19 protein-coding genes and 4 pseudogenes are annotated in these 25,388 nt (G+C 34.2%); 11 read left to right on the forward strand and 12 right to left on the reverse strand.

Translation table 11 applies throughout. The features are described from left to right. The 10 genes and pseudogenes from QWY90_RS00190 to QWY90_RS00235 form a co-directional block, all read left to right on the forward strand. Positions 1-1,674: pseudogene (locus QWY90_RS00190) on the forward strand (ABC transporter ATP-binding protein); the annotation flags it as partial. Between the two features lie 3 nt (positions 1,675-1,677). Beyond that, positions 1,678-3,408, forward strand: coding sequence for an HAD-IIIC family phosphatase (locus QWY90_RS00195; protein ID WP_290283861.1), 1,731 nt, complete (start codon positions 1,678-1,680; stop codon positions 3,406-3,408). Beyond that, positions 3,405-3,647 (forward strand): acyl carrier protein, encoded by a 243-nt coding sequence (locus QWY90_RS00200; RefSeq protein WP_290283862.1) that lies wholly within the window; start codon positions 3,405-3,407, stop codon positions 3,645-3,647. Before QWY90_RS00195 ends, QWY90_RS00200 begins: the two co-directional genes overlap by 4 nt. Beyond that, positions 3,644-4,042: a MaoC/PaaZ C-terminal domain-containing protein gene (locus QWY90_RS00205; protein ID WP_290283863.1), complete on the forward strand. Its 399-nt coding sequence runs from the start codon at positions 3,644-3,646 to the stop codon at positions 4,040-4,042. The genes QWY90_RS00200 and QWY90_RS00205 overlap by 4 nt, the downstream gene beginning before the upstream one ends. Further along, the gene (locus QWY90_RS00210; RefSeq protein ID WP_290283864.1) at positions 4,039-4,761 is read left to right on the forward strand and encodes an SDR family NAD(P)-dependent oxidoreductase; all 723 of its coding nucleotides are present in this window, start codon (positions 4,039-4,041) and stop codon (positions 4,759-4,761) included. The genes QWY90_RS00205 and QWY90_RS00210 overlap by 4 nt, the downstream gene beginning before the upstream one ends. Positions 4,762-4,768: 7 nt before the next feature. Next, on the forward strand, positions 4,769-6,214 hold the full coding sequence (locus tag QWY90_RS00215; RefSeq protein ID WP_290283865.1) for an MBOAT family O-acyltransferase: 1,446 nt from the start codon (positions 4,769-4,771) through the stop codon (positions 6,212-6,214). A gap of 34 nt (positions 6,215-6,248) precedes the next feature. Then, the gene (locus tag QWY90_RS00220) at positions 6,249-7,148 is read left to right on the forward strand and encodes a hypothetical protein (protein WP_290283866.1); all 900 of its coding nucleotides are present in this window, start codon (positions 6,249-6,251) and stop codon (positions 7,146-7,148) included. Between the two features lie 101 nt (positions 7,149-7,249). After that, complete coding sequence (gene lpdA / locus QWY90_RS00225; RefSeq protein ID WP_290283867.1) at positions 7,250-8,638, forward strand: dihydrolipoyl dehydrogenase; 1,389 nt, start codon at positions 7,250-7,252, stop codon at positions 8,636-8,638. 210 nt (positions 8,639-8,848) lie between these two features. Then, positions 8,849-10,750, forward strand: a complete 1,902-nt coding sequence (locus QWY90_RS00230; protein ID WP_290283868.1) for a T9SS type A sorting domain-containing protein — start codon at positions 8,849-8,851, stop codon at positions 10,748-10,750. Between the two features lie 149 nt (positions 10,751-10,899). Beyond that, a complete protein-coding gene (locus QWY90_RS00235; RefSeq protein WP_290283869.1) occupies positions 10,900-11,415 on the forward strand; it encodes a YybH family protein in 516 nt (171 codons plus the stop codon). 33 nt (positions 11,416-11,448) lie between these two features. Here the strand turns inward: QWY90_RS00235 and QWY90_RS00240 are convergent. Further along, positions 11,449-12,697 (reverse strand): annotated as a pseudogene (locus QWY90_RS00240) (acyl-CoA carboxylase subunit beta); the annotation flags it as partial. Between the two features lie 4 nt (positions 12,698-12,701). Here QWY90_RS00240 and QWY90_RS00245 point away from each other — a divergent pair. Beyond that, positions 12,702-13,948: pseudogene (locus QWY90_RS00245) on the forward strand (acyl-CoA carboxylase subunit beta); the annotation flags it as partial. A 55-nt stretch (positions 13,949-14,003) separates the two neighbouring features. Here the strand turns inward: QWY90_RS00245 and QWY90_RS00250 are convergent. The 11 genes and pseudogenes from QWY90_RS00250 to QWY90_RS00300 all read right to left on the reverse strand — a co-directional run. Further along, on the reverse strand, positions 14,004-14,498 hold the full coding sequence (locus tag QWY90_RS00250; RefSeq protein WP_290283870.1) for a YybH family protein: 495 nt from the start codon (positions 14,496-14,498) through the stop codon (positions 14,004-14,006). A gap of 149 nt (positions 14,499-14,647) precedes the next feature. After that, a complete protein-coding gene (locus QWY90_RS00255; protein WP_290283868.1) occupies positions 14,648-16,549 on the reverse strand; it encodes a T9SS type A sorting domain-containing protein in 1,902 nt (633 codons plus the stop codon). 210 nt (positions 16,550-16,759) lie between these two features. Next, a complete protein-coding gene (gene lpdA, locus QWY90_RS00260) occupies positions 16,760-18,148 on the reverse strand; it encodes a dihydrolipoyl dehydrogenase (protein WP_290283867.1) in 1,389 nt (462 codons plus the stop codon). A 101-nt stretch (positions 18,149-18,249) separates the two neighbouring features. After that, positions 18,250-18,744 carry a hypothetical protein gene (locus tag QWY90_RS00265; protein WP_290283871.1) on the reverse strand — a complete coding sequence of 165 codons (495 nt, stop codon included), beginning with the start codon at positions 18,742-18,744 and terminating at the stop codon, positions 18,250-18,252. Continuing rightward, the gene (locus QWY90_RS00270; RefSeq protein ID WP_290283872.1) at positions 18,741-19,148 is read right to left on the reverse strand and encodes a hypothetical protein; all 408 of its coding nucleotides are present in this window, start codon (positions 19,146-19,148) and stop codon (positions 18,741-18,743) included. The genes QWY90_RS00265 and QWY90_RS00270 overlap by 4 nt, the downstream gene beginning before the upstream one ends. A 34-nt stretch (positions 19,149-19,182) precedes the next feature. Further along, complete coding sequence (locus QWY90_RS00275; RefSeq protein WP_290283865.1) at positions 19,183-20,628, reverse strand: MBOAT family O-acyltransferase; 1,446 nt, start codon at positions 20,626-20,628, stop codon at positions 19,183-19,185. A gap of 7 nt (positions 20,629-20,635) precedes the next feature. Beyond that, positions 20,636-21,358: an SDR family NAD(P)-dependent oxidoreductase gene (locus tag QWY90_RS00280; protein WP_290283864.1), complete on the reverse strand. Its 723-nt coding sequence runs from the start codon at positions 21,356-21,358 to the stop codon at positions 20,636-20,638. Beyond that, a complete protein-coding gene (locus QWY90_RS00285; protein WP_290283863.1) occupies positions 21,355-21,753 on the reverse strand; it encodes a MaoC/PaaZ C-terminal domain-containing protein in 399 nt (132 codons plus the stop codon). The genes QWY90_RS00280 and QWY90_RS00285 overlap by 4 nt, the downstream gene beginning before the upstream one ends. Next, on the reverse strand, positions 21,750-21,992 hold the full coding sequence (locus tag QWY90_RS00290; RefSeq protein WP_290283862.1) for an acyl carrier protein: 243 nt from the start codon (positions 21,990-21,992) through the stop codon (positions 21,750-21,752). Before QWY90_RS00290 ends, QWY90_RS00285 begins: the two co-directional genes overlap by 4 nt. 4 nt (positions 21,993-21,996) lie before the next feature. Beyond that, positions 21,997-23,670 (reverse strand): HAD-IIIC family phosphatase, encoded by a 1,674-nt coding sequence (locus QWY90_RS00295; RefSeq protein ID WP_336622135.1) that lies wholly within the window; start codon positions 23,668-23,670, stop codon positions 21,997-21,999. 50 nt (positions 23,671-23,720) lie between these two features. Beyond that, positions 23,721-25,388, reverse strand: a pseudogene (locus QWY90_RS00300) (ABC transporter ATP-binding protein); the annotation flags it as partial.

The following is a 25,388-nucleotide window of genomic DNA, read 5'->3' on the forward strand; positions in this document are numbered from 1 at the left end:
ATTTTCTTTGCTGTTTCACTATCTGTATTTGCAGCATTAAGACCTTTTTTACTTGAAATAACTGTCGATAAATACATCAAAACAGCTAGTAAATCAGGGCTTTTGATTTATGGGATAATAATGGGAATTTCGCTTTTACTGGAAACTATTTCACAGTTCTATTTTGTATATTGGGCAAACTGGTTGGGTCAAGATATCATAAAAGATATTCGGACAAAATTATTCAAACACTTGTTGAGTTTCAGAATGAAATATTTTGATAATGCACCTGTTGGGCAATTAGTGACTCGGTCGGTTTCTGATATTGAACAAATCGCTCGAATCTTTAGTCAAGGGTTATTCATGATTTTTAGTGATTTGATGAAGATGTTCATTTGCATCATTGTAATGTTTTACATGAACTGGCATCTTTCAATGATTGTAGTAATTGCCATTCCAATATTGGTTTATATCACAAGAATTTTTCAACGCAAAATGCAAGTTGCTTTTGAAGAAGTAAGAACTCAAGTAGCCACATGAATACGTTTATTCAGGAACGTGTTACCGGAATGAAGATTGTGCAACTTTTCAATCGAGAAGAAATAGAATATGAGAAGTTTAAAGAAATTAATAATAAACACAACAATGCTTGGATTAAAACTATTTTCTATAACTCTATCTTCTTCCCCATTGCTGATATTATTTCTTCAATAACCTTAGGAGCCATTATTTTATATGGCGGAATGCAAATTGTAAACGGAAACCCATTTACAACAGTTGGTCAAATGATTTCTTATACTATGTTTATCGGAATGCTCTTCAATCCGTTGCGCCAAATCGCTGATAAATTCAACGAAATGCAAATGGGAATGATTTCGGCAAACCGTGTTTTTGATATTTTAGATTCTGACAGTGATGTTCAGCATGATGGAACAAAAACGGCTAGTCATTTTCATGGAAATATTCAATTTGAAAACGTTCGCTTTGGTTATATCGATAATGAAGAAGTTCTGAAAGGAATCAATCTAAAAGTCAATGCTGGTGAAACGATAGCTATTGTTGGTGCCACAGGTGCAGGAAAATCAACCATTATCAATCTCTTAAATCGGTTTTACGAAATTAATTCGGGTGCTATTTACATTGATGACGAAAATATTAATGATTTCCAGTTGGAAAGTTTACGTGCTCAAATTGCCATTGTCCTTCAGGATGTTTTTCTTTTTGCCGATACCATTCACAATAATATCACGCTGAATAATCCAGCTATAACTAGAGAAGATGTAATTGTGGCTGCCAAAAAAATCGGGATTCACAAGTTCATAAAAAGTCTGCCAAACGGCTATGACTATGATGTAAAAGAACGTGGCGTTATGCTGTCTTCGGGTCAGCGTCAACTAATTGCTTTTCTTCGGGCTTACATGAGTAATCCGAGTATTTTGATTTTGGATGAAGCGACTTCTTCTATTGATACTTACAGCGAAGAATTAATCCAAAAAGCTACCGAAACCATTACCAAAGGCAGGACTTCAATAGTAATTGCGCATCGATTGGCAACCATTATCAAAGCGGATAAAATTATTGTAATGGACAAAGGCCAGATTGTAGAAGAAGGAACGCATCAAGAGTTAGTTAACAAAACAGAGGGTTATTATAAAAAAATTATATGATTCACAGTTTGCCACTGAAGTTGAATAAATTATGAAGACATTTCAGCAAATAAAAAAGAACCTGAAGAATGATTTTTCATCTTTAAAAAAAATAAAGGTTGCCGTTCTGGGCGACACAGCTACTCAGTTTTTGACTCAAGCCTTAAAAGGATTAGGATTTGACAAAGGATTTGATTTACAAATTTGGGAGTCCGATTTCAATCAAATTGAACAACAAGTTAGTGATCCTAATTCGGAGCTTTATGATTTTAAGCCGGAGATTGTTATTGTTTTTCAATCTTCGCATAAATTATTATCCAAATACAACAAGTTAAAACCAGAAACCTGCTCATCATTAGCGAACGATGAAATAGATTCGATTGGATTTATGTTGGAAAACCTGAGCATCCAGTTAGACGCCAAAATCATCTATTACAATTACACTGAAATTGACGATGCTGTTTTTGGAAGTTATGCTTTAAAAACTGAATCTTCTTTTTTATTTCAATTGCGAAAACTGAATTTTGAATTGATGCAGTTTGCTACCGAAAACGCTAATTTTTATTTGTGTGACCTTTCGACTATTCAAAACCAAATAGGGAAATCCAACTTTTTTCAAAGTTCTATTTATATTAATACTGAAATGGTATTGAGTCTCGATGCCCTACCATTAATAGCTTCAAGAACATTGAATATAATCGAATCGTTAAACGGTAATTTCAAAAAATGCGTGATTTTAGATTTGGATAACACTATCTGGGGCGGCATTATTGGAGATGATGGTATCGAGAATATTCAGATTGGAAGTTTAGGCATTGGAAAAGCATTTTCAGAATTTCAATATTGGATAAAAAAATTAAAAAGCCGTGGAATCATAATAGCCGTTTGCAGTAAAAATACCGAATCAGTAGCGAAAGAACCTTTTGAAAAACATCCTGATATGGTATTGCGATTAGATGACATTTCTGTCTTTATAGCCAATTGGGAAAACAAGGCAGACAATATCCGCCAAATTCAAAACATCTTAAATATTGGTTTTGATTCGATGGTTTTTTTAGATGACAATCCGTTTGAACGCAACATCGTTCGCGAAAATATTCCAGGCATTACAGTTCCTGAATTGCCCGAAGATCCGGCAGATTATCTGGAATATCTTTATACTTTAAATCTTTTTGAAACCGTTTCGTTTTCTGGTGAAGATACCGAGCGAACTAAAATGTATCAAATTGAAGCCAAAAGAGCCAACATCCAACAAAAATTTACCAATGAAGAAGATTTCCTAAAAAGCCTTAATATGGTTTCATTAGTTGAACCTTTTAATAAATTTAATAACCCCAGAGTTGCCCAACTTTCTCAGCGTTCTAATCAATTCAATTTGAGAACCATTCGCTATACAGATGCTGATATTGAAAAAGTTTGCTTATCTGACCAGCATTTTACTTTTACCTTTACTCTTGAAGACAAATACGGCGATAACGGATTGATTTGTGTAATTATTTTAAAACAGGAAATGGAACACACCCTATTCGTTGACACTTGGTTTATGAGTTGCCGGGTTTTGAAACGCACTATGGAGAATTTTGTTTTGAATACGTTAGTAAATTTTGGTTTGGAACATAATTTTACAACACTAAAAGGAGAATATATCCCGACACCCAAAAATGAAATGGTGGCCAATCATTATGAAAACTTAGGGTTTCAAAAAGCAGCTCATTTCTGGGAACTGGATTTGAAAAATTATTCCAATAAAAAAAACATATATTTCGAAAAAATAATAGCATGAGCAAAGCCGACATTATAAAAGAAGTAACCGATATATTTATTGATGTTCTTGACAACGAAGACATCGTTTTAAACGAGTCTACACAAGCCAAAGATATAGAGGATTGGGATTCCTTAAATCATATCCAACTAGTAGTTGCCATTGAAAAACATTTTAAAATTCGTTTTACTTCTAAGGAAATTCAAAGCTGGAATAATGTGGGTGAAATGTTGAATTGCATTCAGGAAAAAGGAATATGATGTTTAAAGTTGATGATACTTTTGTAGCCAATTTTATAGTTTCTGAGGAAATTTATAATGGGTTCGTTGTACTTTTCAAAGACAAAAATCCACTACACACTAATCGTCAATTTGCAACCGAAAATGGTTTTAAATCCGAAGTAATGCACGGCAATATTTTAAACGGATTTCTATCGTATTTTATTGGTGAATGTTTGCCTATCAAAAATGTCATCATTCATTCCCAGGAAATCCAGTTTAAAAATGCCGTTTATCTAAACGACAAATTAGAATTCAATGCCAAAGTAACTGGCATATACGAATCAGTGAAAGCGGTAGAATTTAAATATGATTTTAAGAATGCAGACGGTAAAATAGTGGCTAAAGGTAAAATTCAAATAGGCTTATTGGAATGAATATACTGATAACTGGTGGTGCGTCCGGGCTTGGAGAAGCCATTACTAAAACTCTGGCCAAGAATGAAAATAACGTGGTTTATTTTACATTCAACAAGTCAGTGGCTGCTGCAAAAAAATTAGAAAAGCAATTCAAAAATGTCAAGGGAATTCAATGCAACTTTGAAGAAGAAAGCACTTTAAAATCATTGTCAGAAATCATAAATGAACTTGACTTAGACGTTGTTATACACAATGCCTACAACGGTGACTATTTAAAATCCCATTTTCATAAAATAGATTCGAATGATTTTTTGACGGATTTTAAAGCTAATGTTATCCCAGTTGTGGAAATTTCTCAAGCTGCTATAACCCATTTCAGAAAGAAAAAAAGCGGAAAAATAATTACCATATTGACATCTGCATTGCAAGGTATGCCACCAATTGGTTCGGCTGTATATACTTCCAACAAGGCCTATTTGGAAAAACTGACTCAAGTTTGGGCCAATGAAAATACCAAATTTAATATTACGTCCAACTCCATTTCGCCTTCTTTTATGGAAACTGCAATGACCAGTGCAACAGACGATAGAGTAAAAGAACAAATGATAGAAAGCAATCCTTTAAAAAGATTATTGACCACAAATGAAGTTGCAGAAGCGGTTCAATTTCTAGTAAATGATGTGACACAAATCAATGGTAAGGATTTCGTAATTAACGCGGGAAGCATTTTAAAATAAGGGAATTATGATTTTCAACTCCATACCTTTTGTTTTATTTTTTTCACTGTTCTTTTGTTTGTATTGGTTTGTTACCAACAAAAATCTAAAAACACAAAACGTATTAATACTAATAGGTAGTTATTTTTTTTATGCTTGGTCTGATTGGCGTTTACTTTCGTTTTTGATTGGTGTTTCGGCACTCAATTATTTTTTAGGAATTAAAATTGAAACTACCTCAAATCCAAAATGGAGAAAGGTTTTTCTTTATATTGGCCTGCTTCAAGGGATTGGCGGCTTGTTGTTTTTTAAATATTATAATTTTTTCATCATCTCATTTAACGAAGCTCTTTCCATTGGATTACCCACATTGAAAATCCTGGTTCCATTAGGCATAAGTTTCTTTACTTTTAGAACCATCAGTTACTTATTAGATATTGATAAAGGAAAACAAAAAGCTACTACTGATTGGATAATTTTCTTCAATTATGTAGCCTTTTTTCCTTCCTTACTTTCCGGACCTATTGATAAAGCCAACAAGCTGATTCCACAATTGGAAAAAAGTAGAACATTTGACTATAACATTGCTGTTGACGGTTTGCGTCAGATATTATGGGGACTATTCAAGAAAGTGGTCATTGCCAATAATTGTGCTGTCATTACTTCGGAAGTATTTGCTAATTATCACAACTTACCTGCAAGTTCGCTTTTAATCGGAACCTTTTTATACACCATTCAAATCTATGCTGATTTCTCTGGATATTCGGATATGGCGATTGGTTTTGCCAATTTGTTGGGGATTAAGATTACCAAAAACTTTGACTTTCCTTTCTTTGCCCAAAACATTGCTGACTTCTGGAGGAGATGGCATATTTCATTGACATCATGGTTGACAGAATATGTATTTACGCCTTTGTGTATTTATTTTAGAGATTACAATAATTTAGGTTTGATTCTGGCTATTGTTATCAATTTTACGCTTATCGGAATTTGGCATGGCGCCAATTGGACGTATATCTTATTCGGATTTCTTCATGGTCTATATTATATTCCGTTGATATTGAAAGATACTCTGAATAAGAAGAAAAAATTGGGTGCAACTTCTTTTCCCAGTTTTTTAGAAGTATTCAACATGATGAAAACATTCGTTTTAGTGATGTTTACTTTTGTCATTTTTAAATCCAATAGCATTACAGAAGCAGTCCATTTTTATAAAAGCATTTTTTCAAAATCATTAATGCAATTGCCAGTGTTTAAGGGTGTATCTGTGATTTATTTTGTATCACTGTTACTTTATATTTTGTTCTTATTTGTACTGGAATGGAATGCCAGAAAAAAAGAACACGCCTTAGAGAATTTTGGCATTGGACTTCTAAAACCAATTCGATGGACTCTTTATAGCGGACTGGTACTGGTTATTTATTATTTTTCGAGTATCGTTTCCAATCAAGATTTTATATACTTTCAATTTTAAAATGAAACCGTTTCTTAAAAATATATTTTTATTTGTGCTCTTGATAATAGGAATCATTTCAGTGGTTCAGATTGCCATATCCTATAGAATTGATGGCAAAACTGTAACAGGTTACGACACTTTAGAATCTACAGCAAATACCAACGCCGATTTGGTTTGCTTGGGAAGTTCAAGATGCTGGGCACATTTTGACCCTCGTTTTTTTGAAAGCAACTATCATATTAAAACTATAAATATTGGTATGAACGGCCATTCCGATTTGACCGCTACACTACTTCGTTTACAAAATTATTTATCCAGAAACAAAGCTCCAAAATTTGCCATTCTAAACATTGATCCATTTGTAAGTGCTGGCAGTCTCACTAATAATACCAATTTTGTCACTAAAAATCAATATGCGCGTTATGCCTTTTTTCCGAATGAAAAAGACAACCTTTTTTTGAATTATTTTAAATTTGACAACTATGAAAAATATGTTCCGCTTTATGCTTTGTTCAAATATCAGTTGTTTGCCGATTGCTTAACATTGAAAAATGCCAATTCTTTTAAAGCGGGATTTGAATTAAATGATGAAAAGTGGGATACTATTAAATATCCTATTACGGCTCAAGCCAAAAGATATTTTTTTAAACAAAAAGACATTCCACAGCTAGAACATTGCTTGAAAATACTTCAAAATTTATGTCAAAAAAACAACATCCAATTATTTTGCATACAAACACCTGCTTACCAAATTACTTATGATAGTGCCACATTTGAAAAGCCAAAGACATTTTGTGCTAAATTGGGCATTCCTTTTATTGATGCGAATTATGAATCGATAAGAACAAAAACCGACTATTTTTATAACGTGATGCATCTCAATAAAAAAGGCGTTATTGAAATGAATAAACTGCTCAAGAATGAAAAAGAATTAGCTGAGTTTTTAAAATAAATCCATAAATTCGCAGTCTCAATTAATTTAGAAAATTATACACAATGACACGAGCTTTTTGCGACTGCATTTTGTACAAATAACAAATAAATAAGCACAAAATGAAATACGATATTATTGTTTTAGGAAGTGGTCCTGGCGGTTATGTTACTGCTATTCGCGCTTCACAATTGGGCTTTAAAGTAGCCGTAATCGAAAAGGAAAGCCTTGGTGGGATTTGCCTAAATTGGGGTTGTATTCCAACCAAAGCGCTTCTTAAATCGGCACAAGTTTTTGATTACCTAAAACATGCTTCTGATTATGGATTAACTATCAAAGAATTTGACAAAGATTTCTCAGCGGTTGTAAAACGTTCAAGAGATGTTGCTGACGGAATGAGCAAAGGTGTTCAGTTCTTAATGAAAAAAAATAAAATCGATGTTATTGATGGTTTCGGAAAACTAAAACCTGGAAAGAAAGTTGACGTTACCGATAAAGACAAAAAAGTTACTGAATACTCAGCTGATCACATTATCATAGCAACTGGTGCACGTTCTCGTGAATTGCCAAACTTGCCGCAAGATGGTGTAAAAGTAATTGGTTACCGTCAAGCGATGACATTGCCAACACAACCAAAGAAAATGATTGTTGTAGGTTCAGGAGCAATCGGTGTCGAGTTTGCTCATTTCTACAACGCCATGGGAACAGAAGTTACCATTGTTGAATTCATGCCAAATGTGGTTCCGGTGGAAGATGAAGATATTTCAAAGCAATTCGAGCGTTCATTAAAAAAAGCAGGGATTACAATAATGACCAATTCTTCTGTAGAAAGAATTGATACTTCGGGCAAAGGTGTAAAAGCTTTTGTAAAAACAGCCAAAGGTGAAGAAATTTTGGAAGCTGATATTTTACTTTCGGCTGTTGGAATTAAAACTAATATTGAAAACATAGGTTTAGAAGAAGTTGGCATTGCAACCGATAAAGATAAAATTTTGGTAAACGCTTATAATCAAACAAATGTTCCAGGATATTATGCTATTGGTGATGTAACTCCAGGTCAAGCTTTGGCTCACGTTGCTTCGGCAGAAGGAATTAATTGTGTGGAGAAAATTGCAGGTTTACACGTAGAACCAATTGATTACGGAAATGTTCCAGGCTGTACTTATGCTACTCCGGAAATTGCTTCTGTTGGTTTAACCGAAAAACAAGCTAAAGAAAAAGGATACGAATTAAAAATTGGAAAATTCCCATTCTCAGCTTCAGGAAAAGCAAAAGCTGCCGGAACTCCGGATGGTTTTGTAAAAGTTATTTTTGATGCCAAATATGGCGAATGGTTGGGTTGCCACATGATTGGTGCCGGTGTTACTGATATGATTGCAGAAGCTGTTGTTGCCCGTAAACTCGAAACTACGGGACATGAAATCCTAAAATCAATCCATCCGCACCCAACTATGAGCGAAGCCGTTATGGAAGCAGTTGCTGATGCATACGGAGAAGTGATTCATTTGTAAATATACCTTAAAAGGTATTTTAAGTAATCCGTTTTGTGAAAGCAAAACGGATTTTTTTATACCTAAAAGCCTTAAAGTATGATATATATCATTGGATTTGATTTGAATATATTCTTAACTTTCATATGGGAAATTGGAGTCCAGACACCAAATTAAAAAACGGGGTGGAACTGAAAAACCATACGAGTAGGAATTTTAATCTTTATCAAAATGAAAAATATTATTTTATTTATCGGACTGGTAATTTTGGGATTATACAATTTTACCGCATATGGTCAGGGAAGCTGGAATTTACAAACAAATCCAGTTGCAGCAACATCTAGTCTTGGTAAGTTGCAATTTGTAAGCGCCTCAGAGGGATGGATTTCCATTTCTAATGGTTTTCTACTTCATACTATAAATGGAGGTGCAACATGGACTGAAATGGTAAAACCTTTTCCTGGTGATGTTATTGGTTCTATGTCTGACCCTGGACTAAATATTAGTTTTATTAATCCATCAACCGGATGGGTTTTAAAATCTTTTGGAACTTACGACAACCCTCTTGGTGCTGTCGTTTATAAAACAACTAATGGCGGTGCTAATTGGAATAGAACCGTACTTTCAAATACAACTGGTGATTTAGCTATTCAAATACAATTTGTAGATGCCAATAATGGTTGGGCTTTATATTATAACATGATTACCGGAACACCTACTTTTCTTAAAACTACTAATGGTGGAACAACATGGGAAACAACCAATGGTGCCGGAATATTTTATTATGTTAATACCAATATTGGTTGGGCATATTCTGCTGGCCCAAGTCAGTTGCCTCCCTACTCTATCTACAAAACAGTTGATGGTGGTAGCAGTTGGACACCACAGTTTACTGATAATAGCGCAGGTGAATTAAATGCTATGCAATTTTCAGACTTAAACAATGGATGGGTTGTAGGCAGTAAAGGTAAAATATTTAAAACAACTAACGGTGGAACCAATTGGACTGCAGTAACTAATACTGGTATCACTTCAAGTTATGATAGTAAAACTTTATATTTTATGAACTCCTCAACCGGATGGATTGGAAGTAAACTAAATGGTAGTCCAGGCAATGCCATTGTACTTAAAACTACTGATGGAGGTGCCAGTTGGATAACTCAAAATACTCCTGCTTTGAATCCGTTTAGTATTTCATTTTGGGATGAAAACAATGGTTGGCTCACCTCTGATGATAATAAAATTGTAAATTACAGTATTACAACAGGTAGCTATAATAACGCAACTTTAAACGGACCTTGGTTTGTGTATGCTGATGTAACCCCAATAGACCCTTTTAATGATAATTTTCTTTATTTAGTTTTTGATGGAAATGGAAGTATTACAGATTTGAGCGGTTTTGGAGGTCCTTGGACTGGTAATTATTCTGTTAGTCCAAGTGGTATAATTTCAGGATATATATATGGTGGAGGTAATGTATATCCTATGAACGGACAACTTACATCAAATACTGAAGGCACAACACAACTAGTTGGTCAAAATTGGAGATTGCATAAAATAGCAAACCCAGGTGCGCTAAAAGATAAAATTGTGGGAACGCTTACTACTGATGATTGTGGCGGAAGAAACGTAACCCTTAGTATAGACAGTAATGGCAACATAATTTCAGCAATAGGATTAACAGGACCAGTTACCGGAAGAGTTTATACAGATTTAGGTGTATACATAGGGCACATGACAACTGGAGAAGGAATTCATTGGAGTGAATTAACTATAACAGGATACTACAGCAATAATAATTTAATTGGTCATCTCGGATTAGACGCAGATCAAGTCACTTGTGTCAATGGAGTTTCAAATTTTGTTCGCTCTGATAACTTAGGTATTTATGATGTAATCAATGATAAAAAAATTACCATTTATCCAAATCCAAACAATGGAACATTCACTTTGAACTTCCCAAATATTGGTGCTGAATTTCAAATTGAGATATATGATATCATTGGTCATAAAGTCTTCTCATCAAGACAAACATCTTCAGAAATTAACTTTAATGCTACATCAAAAGGTATTTACTTCTTGAAAGTTAATGATGGTAAAGATGTATATAAAGGAAAAGTAATTATTGAGTAACAGGATTTATTAACAATACAAATCCGTCTCTCACTGAGGCGGATTTTTTTGTTAATAAATATTAATTCCCATAGATAATTAGCAATCAATATTTTATAAATTTAATAGTCAAAAAACTAATCAATAACTAACCATTAAATTTATTACTTATGAAGAAAATCCAATTATTAAAAATCGTTTGTGCTTCTTTAATTTTAGTAAGCATGAGTTGTAAAAAAGCAGAAGAAACTCCTGCCGAAACAGCAAAACCTACATTTGATTTAGCTGCAGAAAAAACTGCAGTTGAGGCAGGATACAGAGAATTTGAAAAGGCTTTTAATGCAAAAGATTCAGTTACACTGGCTAATTGCTATGCCACAGATGCTAAGTTTATGCCACAAAGCAGCAAAGCTGTTGAAGGCAGACCAGCAATTCAAAAAGAATTTACACAATGGTTTAAAGGCGATACACCACAGATTGCTATTAAGCTTGTTGAGCTTTGGGGTAACGAAACCAATCTAACTGCCGAAAACTCATGGACCATGACCGGTAAGGACGGAAAAGTAGTTGATGAAGGAAAATCAATAGAACTCTATAAAAAGAAGAAGGCAAATGGAAGCTATTACGTGATTGCTATAATTCGAATATGCCACAGGCCAAATAGATTTCTACTTTTAAAAAAATAAAAAACCGCCAATAAGGCGGTTTTCTATTTTAAATTACAACGGAATATTTCCGTGTTTTCGTTTAGGCAAATCAACTACTTTATTTTCAAGCATACTAAATGCTTTTAATAATTTTCTACGAGTGTTTTTTGGCAAAATAACTTCATCTATAAAACCACGTTGCGCAGCGGTGTAGGGATTAGCAAATAGCTCAGCATATTCTGCTCTTTTTTCCAATAATTTTGCTGCTGGATCTAGTGCTTCTGAAATTTCTTTTTTGAAAATAATTTCCGACGCTCCTTTAGCTCCCATAACAGCTATTTCGGCACTTGGCCATGCGAAATTCATATCCGCACCAATGTGTTTTGAGTTCATCACGTCATAGGCACCACCATAAGCTTTTCTTGTAATGACTGTAACTCTTGGAACAGTTGCTTCACTAAAGGCGTATAATAATTTTGCTCCATGAACAATAATCCCATTCCACTCTTGGTCAGTTCCGGGTAAAAAACCAGGTACATCTTCTAAAACCAACAATGGAATATTGAAACAATCACAAAAACGCACAAATCGTGCACCTTTGATTGAAGATTTAACATCTAAGCATCCTGCTAAAAACTTTGGATTATTAGCCACAATTCCAATACTTCTTCCTCCTAATCTAGCAAAACCAACAATAATATTTTCAGCATAATCTTTATGAATTTCAAAAAAGAATCTTCGTCGATGATGTTGGAAATTACATCATGCATGTCATAAGGTTTATTGGCATTATCCGGAACAATCGTATCTAATTTTTCACGCACTTCGTCATTAGTTACATAAGGCAATTTTGGTGTTACTTCCCGGTTATTTTGGGGCATATAACTTAATAATCTTTTAATATCTTCCAGACATTCAACACCATTAGGGGAAGTGATATGTGCGACACCTGATTTTGTTGAATGTGTACTTGCACCTCCTAATTCTTCTGAAGTAACTTCTTCGTTAGTTACTGTTTTTACAACATTTGGACCTGTAACAAACATATAACTGTTGCCTTCAACCATCATCGTAAAATCAGTCATCGCAGGCGAATAAACAGCTCCTCCCGCACAAGGTCCCATTATGGCCGAAATTTGTGGAATAATACCGCTAGATTGTACATTTCTATAAAAAATATCAGCATAGCCACCAAGCGAACGTACACCTTCTTGTATACGTGCTCCACCGAATCATTCAGGCCAATCATTGGTGCACCGCTGCGCAATGCCATATCCATAACTTTACAAATTTTCTCAGCATGATGTGTTTCTGATAATGATCGATCATTATCAGAAACACATGCTGAGAAAATTTGTAAAGTTATGGATATGGCATTGCGCAGCGGTGCACCAATGATTGGCCTGAATGATTCCGGTGGAGCACGTATACAAGAAGGTGTACGTTCGCTTGGTGGCTATGCTGATATTTTTTATAGAAATGTACAATCTAGCGGTATTATTCCACAAATTTCGGCCATAATGGGACCTTGTGCGGGAGGAGCTGTTTATTCGCCTGCGATGACTGATTTTACGATGATGGTTGAAGGCAACAGTTATATGTTTGTTACAGGTCCAAATGTTGTAAAAACAGTAACTAACGAAGAAGTTACTTCAGAAGAATTAGGAGGTGCAAGTACACATTCAACAAAATCAGGTGTCGCACATATCACTTCCCCTAATGGTGTTGAATGTCTGGAAGATATTAAAAGATTATTAAGTTATATGCCCCAAATAACCGGGAAGTAACACCAAAATTGCCTTATGTAACTAATGACGAAGTGCGTGAAAAATTAGATACGATTGTTCCGGATAATGCCAATAAACCTTATGACATGCATGATGTAATTTCCAACATCATCGACGAAGATTCTTTTTTTGAAATTCATAAAGATTATGCTGAAAATATTATTGTTGGTTTTGCTAGATTAGGAGGAAGAAGTATTGGAATTGTGGCTAATAATCCAAAGTTTTTAGCAGGATGCTTAGATGTTAAATCTTCAATCAAAGGTGCACGATTTGTGCGTTTTTGTGATTGTTTCAATATTCCATTGTTGGTTTTAGAAGATGTACCTGGTTTTTTACCCGGAACTGACCAAGAGTGGAATGGGATTATTGTTCATGGAGCAAAATTATTATACGCCTTTAGTGAAGCAACTGTTCCAAGAGTTACAGTCATTACAAGAAAAGCTTATGGTGGTGCCTATGACGTGATGAACTCAAAACACATTGGTGCGGATATGAATTTCGCATGGCCAAGTGCCGAAATAGCTGTTATGGGAGCTAAAGGAGCGTCGGAAATTATTTTCAAAAAAGAAATTTCAGAAGCACTAGATCCAGCAGCAAAATTATTGGAAAAAGAAGCAGAATATGCTGAGCTATTTGCTAATCCCTACACCGCTGCGCAACGTGGTTTTATAGATGAAGTTATTTTGCCAAAAAACACTCGTAGAAAATTATTAAAAGCATTTAGTATGCTTGAAAATAAAGTAGTTGATTTGCCTAAACGAAAACACGGAAATATTCCGTTGTAATTTAAAATAGAAAACCGCCTTATTGGCGGTTTTTTTATTTTTTAAAAGTAGAAATCTATTTGGCCTGTGGCATATTCGAATTATAGCAATCACGTAATAGCTTCCATTTGCCTTCTTCTTTTTTATAGAGTTCTATTGATTTTCCTTCATCAACTACTTTTCCGTCCTTACCGGTCATGGTCCATGAGTTTTCGGCAGTTAGATTGGTTTCGTTACCCCAAAGCTCAACAAGCTTAATAGCAATCTGTGGTGTATCGCCTTTAAACCATTGTGTAAATTCTTTTTGAATTGCTGGTCTGCCTTCAACAGCTTTGCTGCTTTGTGGCATAAACTTAGCATCTGTGGCATAGCAATTAGCCAGTGTAACTGAATCTTTTGCATTAAAAGCCTTTTCAAATTCTCTGTATCCTGCCTCAACTGCAGTTTTTTCTGCAGCTAAATCAAATGTAGGTTTTGCTGTTTCGGCAGGAGTTTCTTCTGCTTTTTTACAACTCATGCTTACTAAAATTAAAGAAGCACAAACGATTTTTAATAATTGGATTTTCTTCATAAGTAATAAATTTAATGGTTAGTTATTGATTAGTTTTTTGACTATTAAATTTATAAAATATTGATTGCTAATTATCTATGGGAATTAATATTTATTAACAAAAAAATCCGCCTCAGTGAGAGACGGATTTGTATTGTTAATAAATCCTGTTACTCAATAATTACTTTTCCTTTATATACATCTTTACCATCATTAACTTTCAAGAAGTAAATACCTTTTGATGTAGCATTAAAGTTAATTTCTGAAGATGTTTGTCTTGATGAGAAGACTTTATGACCAATGATATCATATATCTCAATTTGAAATTCAGCACCAATATTTGGGAAGTTCAAAGTGAATGTTCCATTGTTTGGATTTGGATAAATGGTAATTTTTTTATCATTGATTACATCATAAATACCTAAGTTATCAGAGCGAACAAAATTTGAAACTCCATTGACACAAGTGACTTGATCTGCGTCTAATCCGAGATGACCAATTAAATTATTATTGCTGTAGTATCCTGTTATAGTTAATTCACTCCAATGAATTCCTTCTCCAGTTGTCATGTGCCCTATGTATACACCTAAATCTGTATAAACTCTTCCGGTAACTGGTCCTGTTAATCCTATTGCTGAAATTATGTTGCCATTACTGTCTATACTAAGGGTTACGTTTCTTCCGCCACAATCATCAGTAGTAAGCGTTCCCACAATTTTATCTTTTAGCGCACCTGGGTTTGCTATTTTATGCAATCTCCAATTTTGACCAACTAGTTGTGTTGTGCCTTCAGTATTTGATGTAAGTTGTCCGTTCATAGGATATACATTACCTCCACCATATATATATCCTGAAATTATACCACTTGGACTAACAGAATAATTACCAGTCCAAGGACCTCCAAAACCGCTCAAATCTGTAATACTTCCATTTCCATCAAAAACTAAATAAAGAAAATTATCATTAAAAGGGTCTATTGGGGTTACATCAGCATACACAAACCAAGGTCCGTTTAAAGTTGCGTTATTATAGCTACCTGTTGTAATACTGTAATTTACAATTTTATTATCATCAGAGGTGAGCCAACCATTGTTTTCATCCCAAAATGAAATACTAAACGGATTCAAAGCAGGAGTATTTTGAGTTATCCAACTGGCACCTCCATCAGTAGTTTTAAGTACAATGGCATTGCCTGGACTACCATTTAGTTTACTTCCAATCCATCCGGTTGAGGAGTTCATAAAATATAAAGTTTTACTATCATAACTTGAAGTGATACCAGTATTAGTTACTGCAGTCCAATTGGTTCCACCGTTAGTTGTTTTAAATATTTTACCTTTACTGCCTACAACCCATCCATTGTTTAAGTCTGAAAATTGCATAGCATTTAATTCACCTGCGCTATTATCAGTAAACTGTGGTGTCCAACTGCTACCACCATCAACTGTTTTGTAGATAGAGTAGGGAGGCAACTGACTTGGGCCAGCAGAATATGCCCAACCAATATTGGTATTAACATAATAAAATATTCCGGCACCATTGGTTGTTTCCCATGTTGTTCCACCATTAGTAGTTTTAAGAAAAGTAGGTGTTCCGGTAATCATGTTATAATATAAAGCCCAACCATTATTGGCATCTACAAATTGTATTTGAATAGCTAAATCACCAGTTGTATTTGAAAGTACGGTTCTATTCCAATTAGCACCGCCATTAGTTGTTTTATAAACGACAGCACCAAGAGGGTTGTCGTAAGTTCCAAAAGATTTTAAAACCCATCCGGTTGATGGATTAATAAAACTAATATTTAGTCCAGGGTCAGACATAGAACCAATAACATCACCAGGAAAAGGTTTTACCATTTCAGTCCATGTTGCACCTCCATTTATAGTATGAAGTAGAAAACCATTAGAAATGGAAATCCATCCCTCTGAGGCGCTTACAAATTGCAACTTACCAAGACTAGATGTTGCTGCAACTGGATTTGTTTGTAAATTCCAGCTTCCCTGACCATATGCGGTAAAATTGTATAATCCCAAAATTACCAGTCCGATAAATAAAATAATATTTTTCATTTTGATAAAGATTAAAATTCCTACTCGTATGGTTTTTCAGTTCCACCCCGTTTTTTAATTTGGTGTCTGGACTCCAATTTCCCATATGAAAGTTAAGAATATATTCAAATCAAATCCAATGATATATATCATACTTTAAGGCTTTTAGGTATAAAAAAATCCGTTTTGCTTTCACAAAACGGATTACTTAAAATACCTTTTAAGGTATATTTACAAATGAATCACTTCTCCGTATGCATCAGCAACTGCTTCCATAACGGCTTCGCTCATAGTTGGGTGCGGATGGATTGATTTTAGGATTTCATGTCCCGTAGTTTCGAGTTTACGGGCAACAACAGCTTCTGCAATCATATCAGTAACACCGGCACCAATCATGTGGCAACCCAACCATTCGCCATATTTGGCATCAAAAATAACTTTTACAAAACCATCCGGAGTTCCGGCAGCTTTTGCTTTTCCTGAAGCTGAGAATGGGAATTTTCCAATTTTTAATTCGTATCCTTTTTCTTTAGCTTGTTTTTCGGTTAAACCAACAGAAGCAATTTCCGGAGTAGCATAAGTACAGCCTGGAACATTTCCGTAATCAATTGGTTCTACGTGTAAACCTGCAATTTTCTCCACACAATTAATTCCTTCTGCCGAAGCAACGTGAGCCAAAGCTTGACCTGGAGTTACATCACCAATAGCATAATATCCTGGAACATTTGTTTGATTATAAGCGTTTACCAAAATTTTATCTTTATCGGTTGCAATGCCAACTTCTTCTAAACCTATGTTTTCAATATTAGTTTTAATTCCAACAGCCGAAAGTAAAATATCAGCTTCCAAAATTTCTTCACCTTTGGCTGTTTTTACAAAAGCTTTTACACCTTTGCCCGAAGTATCAATTCTTTCTACAGAAGAATTGGTCATTATTGTAATCCCTGCTTTTTTTAATGAACGCTCGAATTGCTTTGAAATATCTTCATCTTCCACCGGAACCACATTTGGCATGAATTCAACAATGGTAACTTCTGTTCCCATGGCGTTGTAGAAATGAGCAAACTCGACACCGATTGCTCCTGAACCTACAACAATCATTTTCTTTGGTTGTGTTGGCAATGTCATCGCTTGACGGTAACCAATTACTTTTACACCATCTTGCGGCAAGTTTGGCAATTCACGAGAACGTGCACCAGTTGCTATGATAATGTGATCAGCTGAGTATTCAGTAACTTTTTTGTCTTTATCGGTAACGTCAACTTTCTTTCCAGGTTTTAGTTTTCCGAAACCATCAATAACATCGATTTTATTTTTTTTCATTAAGAACTGAACACCTTTGCTCATTCCGTCAGCAACATCTCTTGAACGTTTTACAACCGCTGAGAAATCTTTGTCAAATTCTTTGATAGTTAATCCATAATCAGAAGCATGTTTTAGGTAATCAAAAACTTGTGCCGATTTAAGAAGCGCTTTGGTTGGAATACAACCCCAATTTAGGCAAATCCCACCAAGGCTTTCCTTTTCGATTACGGCTACTTTAAAGCCCAATTGTGAAGCGCGAATAGCAGTAACATAACCGCCAGGACCACTTCCTAAAACAATAATATCGTATTTCATTTTGTGCTTATTTATTTGTTATTTGTACAAAATGCAGTCGCAAAAAGCTCGTGTCATTGTGTATAATTTTCTAAATTAATTGAGACTGCGAATTTATGGATTTATTTTAAAAACTCAGCTAATTCTTTTTCATTCTTGAGCAGTTTATTCATTTCAATAACGCCTTTTTTATTGAGATGCATCACGTTATAAAAATAGTCGGTTTTTGTTCTTATCGATTCATAATTCGCATCAATAAAAGGAATGCCCAATTTAGCACAAAATGTCTTTGGCTTTTCAAATGTGGCACTATCATAAGTAATTTGGTAAGCAGGTGTTTGTATGCAAAATAATTGGATGTTGTTTTTTTGACATAAATTTTGAAGTATTTTCAAGCAATGTTCTAGCTGTGGAATGTCTTTTTGTTTAAAAAAATATCTTTTGGCTTGAGCCGTAATAGGATATTTAATAGTATCCCACTTTTCATCATTTAATTCAAATCCCGCTTTAAAAGAATTGGCATTTTTCAATGTTAAGCAATCGGCAAACAACTGATATTTGAACAAAGCATAAAGCGGAACATATTTTTCATAGTTGTCAAATTTAAAATAATTCAAAAAGGGTTGTCTTTTTCATTCGGAAAAAAGGCATAACGCGCATATTGATTTTTAGTGACAAAATTGGTATTATTAGTGAGACTGCCAGCACTTACAAATGGATCAATGTTTAGAATGGCAAATTTTGGAGCTTTGTTTCTGGATAAATAATTTTGTAAACGAAGTAGTGTAGCGGTCAAATCGGAATGGCCGTTCATACCAATATTTATAGTTTTAATATGATAGTTGCTTTCAAAAAAACGAGGGTCAAAATGTGCCCAGCATCTTGAACTTCCCAAGCAAACCAAATCGGCGTTGGTATTTGCTGTAGATTCTAAAGTGTCGTAACCTGTTACAGTTTTGCCATCAATTCTATAGGATATGGCAATCTGAACCACTGAAATGATTCCTATTATCAAGAGCACAAATAAAAATATATTTTTAAGAAACGGTTTCATTTTAAAATTGAAAGTATATAAAATCTTGATTGGAAACGATACTCGAAAAATAATAAATAACCAGTACCAGTCCGCTATAAAGAGTCCATCGAATTGGTTTTAGAAGTCCAATGCCAAAATTCTCTAAGGCGTGTTCTTTTTTTCTGGCATTCCATTCCAGTACAAATAAGAACAAAATATAAAGTAACAGTGATACAAAATAAATCACAGATACACCCTTAAACACTGGCAATTGCATTAATGATTTTGAAAAAATGCTTTTATAAAAATGGACTGCTTCTGTAATGCTATTGGATTTAAAAATGACAAAAGTAAACATCACTAAAACGAATGTTTTCATCATGTTGAATACTTCTAAAAAACTGGGAAAAGAAGTTGCACCCAATTTTTTCTTCTTATTCAGAGTATCTTTCAATATCAACGGAATATAATATAGACCATGAAGAAATCCGAATAAGATATACGTCCAATTGGCGCCATGCCAAATTCCGATAAGCGTAAAATTGATAACAATAGCCAGAATCAAACCTAAATTATTGTAATCTCTAAAATAAATACACAAAGGCGTAAATACATATTCTGTCAACCATGATGTCAATGAAATATGCCATCTCCTCCAGAAGTCAGCAATGTTTTGGGCAAAGAAAGGAAAGTCAAAGTTTTTGGTAATCTTAATCCCCAACAAATTGGCAAAACCAATCGCCATATCCGAATATCCAGAGAAATCAGCATAGATTTGAATGGTGTATAAAAAGGTTCCGATTAAAAGCGAACTTGCAGGTAAGTTGTGATAATTAGCAAATACTTCCGAAGTAATGACAGCACAATTATTGGCAATGACCACTTTCTTGAATAGTCCCCATAATATCTGACGCAAACCGTCAACAGCAATGTTATAGTCAAATGTTCTACTTTTTTCCAATTGTGGAATCAGCTTGTTGGCTTTATCAATAGGTCCGGAAAGTAAGGAAGGAAAAAAGGCTACATAATTGAAGAAAATTATCCAATCAGTAGTAGCTTTTTGTTTTCCTTTATCAATATCTAATAAGTAACTGATGGTTCTAAAAGTAAAGAAACTTATGCCTAATGGAACCAGGATTTTCAATGTGGGTAATCCAATGGAAAGAGCTTCGTTAAATGAGATGATGAAAAAATTATAATATTTAAAAAACAACAAGCCGCCAATCCCTTGAAGCAGGCCAATATAAAGAAAAACCTTTCTCCATTTTGGATTTGAGGTAGTTTCAATTTTAATTCCTAAAAAATAATTGAGTGCCGAAACACCAATCAAAAACGAAAGTAAACGCCAATCAGACCAAGCATAAAAAAAATAACTACCTATTAGTATTAATACGTTTTGTGTTTTTAGATTTTTGTTGGTAACAAACCAATACAAACAAAAGAACAGTGAAAAAAATAAAACAAAAGGTATGGAGTTGAAAATCATAATTCCCTTATTTTAAAATGCTTCCCGCGTTAATTACGAAATCCTTACCATTGATTTGTGTCACATCATTTACTAGAAATTGAACCGCTTCTGCAACTTCATTTGTGGTCAATAATCTTTTTAAAGGATTGCTTTCTATCATTTGTTCTTTTACTCTATCGTCTGTTGCACTGGTCATTGCAGTTTCCATAAAAGAAGGCGAAATGGAGTTGGACGTAATATTAAATTTGGTATTTTCATTGGCCCAAACTTGAGTCAGTTTTTCCAAATAGGCCTTGTTGGAAGTATATACAGCCGAACCAATTGGTGGCATACCTTGCAATGCAGATGTCAATATGGTAATTATTTTTCCGCTTTTTTTCTTTCTGAAATGGGTTATAGCAGCTTGAGAAATTTCCACAACTGGGATAACATTAGCTTTAAAATCCGTCAAAAAATCATTCGAATCTATTTTATGAAAATGGGATTTTAAATAGTCACCGTTGTAGGCATTGTGTATAACAACGTCTAAGTCAAGTTCATTTATGATTTCTGACAATGATTTTAAAGTGCTTTCTTCTTCAAAGTTGCATTGAATTCCCTTGACATTTTTGAATTGCTTTTCTAATTTTTTTGCAGCAGCCACTGACTTGTTGAATGTAAAATAAACCACGTTATTTTCATTCTTGGCCAGAGTTTTAGTAATGGCTTCTCCAAGCCCGGACGCACCACCAGTTATCAGTATATTCATTCCAATAAGCCTATTTGAATTTTACCTTTAGCCACTATTTTACCGTCTGCATTCTTAAAATCATATTTAAATTCTACCGCTTTCACTGATTCGTATATGCCAGTTACTTTGGCATTGAATTCTAATTTGTCGTTTAGATAAACGGCATTTTTAAACTGGATTTCCTGGGAATGAATGATGACATTTTTGATAGGCAAACATTCACCAATAAAATACGATAGAAATCCGTTTAAAATATTGCCGTGCATTACTTCGGATTTAAAACCATTTTCGGTTGCAAATTGACGATTAGTGTGTAGTGGATTTTTGTCTTTGAAAAGTACAACGAACCCATTATAAATTTCCTCAGAAACTATAAAATTGGCTACAAAAGTATCATCAACTTTAAACATCATATTCCTTTTTCCTGAATGCAATTCAACATTTCACCCACATTATTCCAGCTTTGAATTTCCTTAGAAGTAAAACGAATTTTAAAATGTTTTTCAATGGCAACTACTAGTTGGATATGATTTAAGGAATCCCAATCCTCTATATCTTTGGCTTGTGTAGACTCGTTTAAAACGATGTCTTCGTTGTCAAGAACATCAATAAATATATCGGTTACTTCTTTTATAATGTCGGCTTTGCTCATGCTATTATTTTTTCGAAATATATGTTTTTTTATTGGAATAATTTTTCAAATCCAGTTCCCAGAAATGAGCTGCTTTTTGAAACCCTAAGTTTTCATAATGATTGGCCACCATTTCATTTTTGGGTGTCGGGATATATTCTCCTTTTAGTGTTGTAAAATTATGTTCCAAACCAAAATTTACTAACGTATTCAAAACAAAATTCTCCATAGTGCGTTTCAAAACCCGGCAACTCATAAACCAAGTGTCAACGAATAGGGTGTGTTCCATTTCCTGTTTTAAAATAATTACACAAATCAATCCGTTATCGCCGTATTTGTCTTCAAGAGTAAAGGTAAAAGTAAAATGCTGGTCAGATAAGCAAACTTTTTCAATATCAGCATCTGTATAGCGAATGGTTCTCAAATTGAATTGATTAGAACGCTGAGAAAGTTGGGCAACTCTGGGGTTATTAAATTTATTAAAAGGTTCAACTAATGAAACCATATTAAGGCTTTTTAGGAAATCTTCTTCATTGGTAAATTTTTGTTGGATGTTGGCTCTTTTGGCTTCAATTTGATACATTTTAGTTCGCTCGGTATCTTCACCAGAAAACGAAACGGTTTCAAAAAGATTTAAAGTATAAAGATATTCCAGATAATCTGCCGGATCTTCGGGCAATTCAGGAACTGTAATGCCTGGAATATTTTCGCGAACGATGTTGCGTTCAAACGGATTGTCATCTAAAAAAACCATCGAATCAAAACCAATATTTAAGATGTTTTGAATTTGGCGGATATTGTCTGCCTTGTTTTCCCAATTGGCTATAAAGACAGAAATGTCATCTAATCGCAATACCATATCAGGATGTTTTTCAAAAGGTTCTTTCGCTACTGATTCGGTATTTTTACTGCAAACGGCTATTATGATTCCACGGCTTTTTAATTTTTTTATCCAATATTGAAATTCTGAAAATGCTTTTCCAATGCCTAAACTTCCAATCTGAATATTCTCGATACCATCATCTCCAATAATGCCGCCCCAGATAGTGTTATCCAAATCTAAAATCACGCATTTTTTGAAATTACCGTTTAACGATTCGATTATATTCAATGTTCTTGAAGCTATTAATGGTAGGGCATCGAGACTCAATACCATTTCAGTATTAATATAAATAGAACTTTGAAAAAAGTTGGATTTCCCTATTTGGTTTTGAATAGTCGAAAGGTCACACAAATAAAAATTAGCGTTTTCGGTAGCAAACTGCATCAATTCAAAATTCAGTTTTCGCAATTGAAATAAAAAAGAAGATTCAGTTTTTAAAGCATAACTTCCAAAAACAGCATCGTCAATTTCAGTGTAATTGTAATAGATGATTTTGGCGTCTAACTGGATGCTCAGGTTTTCCAACATAAATCCAATCGAATCTATTTCATCGTTCGCTAATGATGAGCAGGTTTCTGGTTTTAACTTGTTGTATTTGGATAATAATTTATGCGAAGATTGAAAAACAATAACAATCTCCGGCTTAAAATCATAAAGCTCCGAATTAGGATCACTAACTTGTTGTTCAATTTGATTGAAATCGGACTCCCAAATTTGTAAATCAAATCCTTTGTCAAATCCTAATCCTTTTAAGGCTTGAGTCAAAAACTGAGTAGCTGTGTCGCCCAGAACGGCAACCTTTATTTTTTTAAAGATGAAAAATCATTCTTCAGGTTCTTTTTTATTTGCTGAAATGTCTTCATAATTTATTCAACTTCAGTGGCAAACTGTGAATCATATAATTTTTTATAATAACCCTCTGTTTTGTTAACTAACTCTTGATGCGTTCCTTCTTCTACAATCTGGCCTTTGTCCATTACAATAATTTTATCCGCTTTGATAATGGTTGCCAATCGATGCGCAATTACTATTGAAGTCCTGCCTTTGGTAATGGTTTCGGTAGCTTTTTGGATTAATTCTTCGCTGTAAGTATCAATAGAAGAAGTCGCTTCATCCAAAATCAAAATACTCGGATTACTCATGTAAGCCCGAAGAAAAGCAATTAGTTGACGCTGACCCGAAGACAGCATAACGCCACGTTCTTTTACATCATAGTCATAGCCGTTTGGCAGACTTTTTATGAACTTGTGAATCCCGATTTTTTTGGCAGCCACAATTACATCTTCTCTAGTTATAGCTGGATTATTCAGCGTGATATTATTGTGAATGGTATCGGCAAAAAGAAAAACATCCTGAAGGACAATGGCAATTTGAGCACGTAAACTTTCCAACTGGAAATCATTAATATTTTCGTCATCAATGTAAATAGCACCCGAATTAATTTCGTAAAACCGATTTAAGAGATTGATAATGGTTGATTTTCCTGCACCTGTGGCACCAACAATAGCTATCGTTTCACCAGCATTGACTTTTAGATTGATTCCTTTCAGAACTTCTTCATTATCGATATAACCAAAGCGAACGTTTTCAAATTGAATATTTCCATGAAAATGACTAGCCGTTTTTGTTCCATCATGCTGAACATCACTGTCAGAATCTAAAATATCAAAAACACGGTTTGCCGAAATCATTCCCATTTGCATTTCGTTGAATTTATCAGCGATTTGGCGCAACGGATTGAAGAGCATTCCGATAAACATAGTATAAGAAATCATTTGACCAACTGTTGTAAATGGGTTTCCGTTTACAATTTGCATTCCGCCATATAAAATAATGGCTCCTAAGGTTATTGAAGAAATAATATCAGCAATGGGGAAGAAGATAGAGTTATAGAAAATAGTTTTAATCCAAGCATTGTTTGTGTTTATTATTAATTTCTTTAAACTTCTCATATTCTATTTCTTCTCGATTGAAAAGTTGCACAATCTTCATTCCGGTAACACGTTCCTGAATAAACGTATTCATGTTGGCTACTTGAGTTCTTACTTCTTCAAAAGCAACTTGCATTTTGCGTTGAAAAATTCTTGTGATATAAACCAATATTGGAATGGCAATTACTACAATCATTGAAAGATGCCAGTTCATGTAAAACATTACAATGATGCAAATGAACATCTTCATCAAATCACTAAAAATCATGAATAACCCTTGACTAAGATTCGAGCGATTTGTTCAATATCAGAAACCGACCGAGTCACTAATTGCCCAACAGGTGCATTATCAAAATATTTCATTCTGAAACTCAACAAGTGTTTGAATAATTTTGTCCGAATATCTTTTATGATATCTTGACCCAACCAGTTTGCCCAATATACAAAATAGAACTGTGAAATAGTTTCCAGTAAAAGCGAAATTCCCATTATTATCCCATAAATCAAAAGCCCTGATTTACTAGCTGTTTTTGATGTATTATCGACAGTTATTTCAAGTAAAAAAGGTCTTAATGCTGCAAATACAGATAGTGAAAACAGCAA

The organism is Flavobacterium paronense (assembly GCF_030409795.1).
Taxonomy (GTDB): domain Bacteria; phylum Bacteroidota; class Bacteroidia; order Flavobacteriales; family Flavobacteriaceae; genus Flavobacterium; species Flavobacterium paronense.

Coding starts and splice junctions, on each gene's coding strand:
- QWY90_RS00195 (WP_290283861.1), top strand. CDS start 1,678: ATGAAGACATTTCAGCAAATAAAAAAGAACCTGAAGAATGATTTTTCA.
- QWY90_RS00200 (WP_290283862.1), top strand. CDS start 3,405: ATGAGCAAAGCCGACATTATAAAAGAAGTAACCGATATATTTATTGAT.
- QWY90_RS00205 (WP_290283863.1), top strand. CDS start 3,644: ATGATGTTTAAAGTTGATGATACTTTTGTAGCCAATTTTATAGTTTCT.
- QWY90_RS00210 (WP_290283864.1), top strand. CDS start 4,039: ATGAATATACTGATAACTGGTGGTGCGTCCGGGCTTGGAGAAGCCATT.
- QWY90_RS00215 (WP_290283865.1), top strand. CDS start 4,769: ATGATTTTCAACTCCATACCTTTTGTTTTATTTTTTTCACTGTTCTTT.
- lpdA (WP_290283867.1), top strand. CDS start 7,250: ATGAAATACGATATTATTGTTTTAGGAAGTGGTCCTGGCGGTTATGTT.
- QWY90_RS00230 (WP_290283868.1), top strand. CDS start 8,849: ATGAAAAATATTATTTTATTTATCGGACTGGTAATTTTGGGATTATAC.
- QWY90_RS00235 (WP_290283869.1), top strand. CDS start 10,900: ATGAAGAAAATCCAATTATTAAAAATCGTTTGTGCTTCTTTAATTTTA.
- QWY90_RS00250 (WP_290283870.1), bottom strand. CDS start 14,498: ATGAAGAAAATCCAATTATTAAAAATCGTTTGTGCTTCTTTAATTTTA.
- QWY90_RS00255 (WP_290283868.1), bottom strand. CDS start 16,549: ATGAAAAATATTATTTTATTTATCGGACTGGTAATTTTGGGATTATAC.
- lpdA (WP_290283867.1), bottom strand. CDS start 18,148: ATGAAATACGATATTATTGTTTTAGGAAGTGGTCCTGGCGGTTATGTT.
- QWY90_RS00275 (WP_290283865.1), bottom strand. CDS start 20,628: ATGATTTTCAACTCCATACCTTTTGTTTTATTTTTTTCACTGTTCTTT.
- QWY90_RS00280 (WP_290283864.1), bottom strand. CDS start 21,358: ATGAATATACTGATAACTGGTGGTGCGTCCGGGCTTGGAGAAGCCATT.
- QWY90_RS00285 (WP_290283863.1), bottom strand. CDS start 21,753: ATGATGTTTAAAGTTGATGATACTTTTGTAGCCAATTTTATAGTTTCT.
- QWY90_RS00290 (WP_290283862.1), bottom strand. CDS start 21,992: ATGAGCAAAGCCGACATTATAAAAGAAGTAACCGATATATTTATTGAT.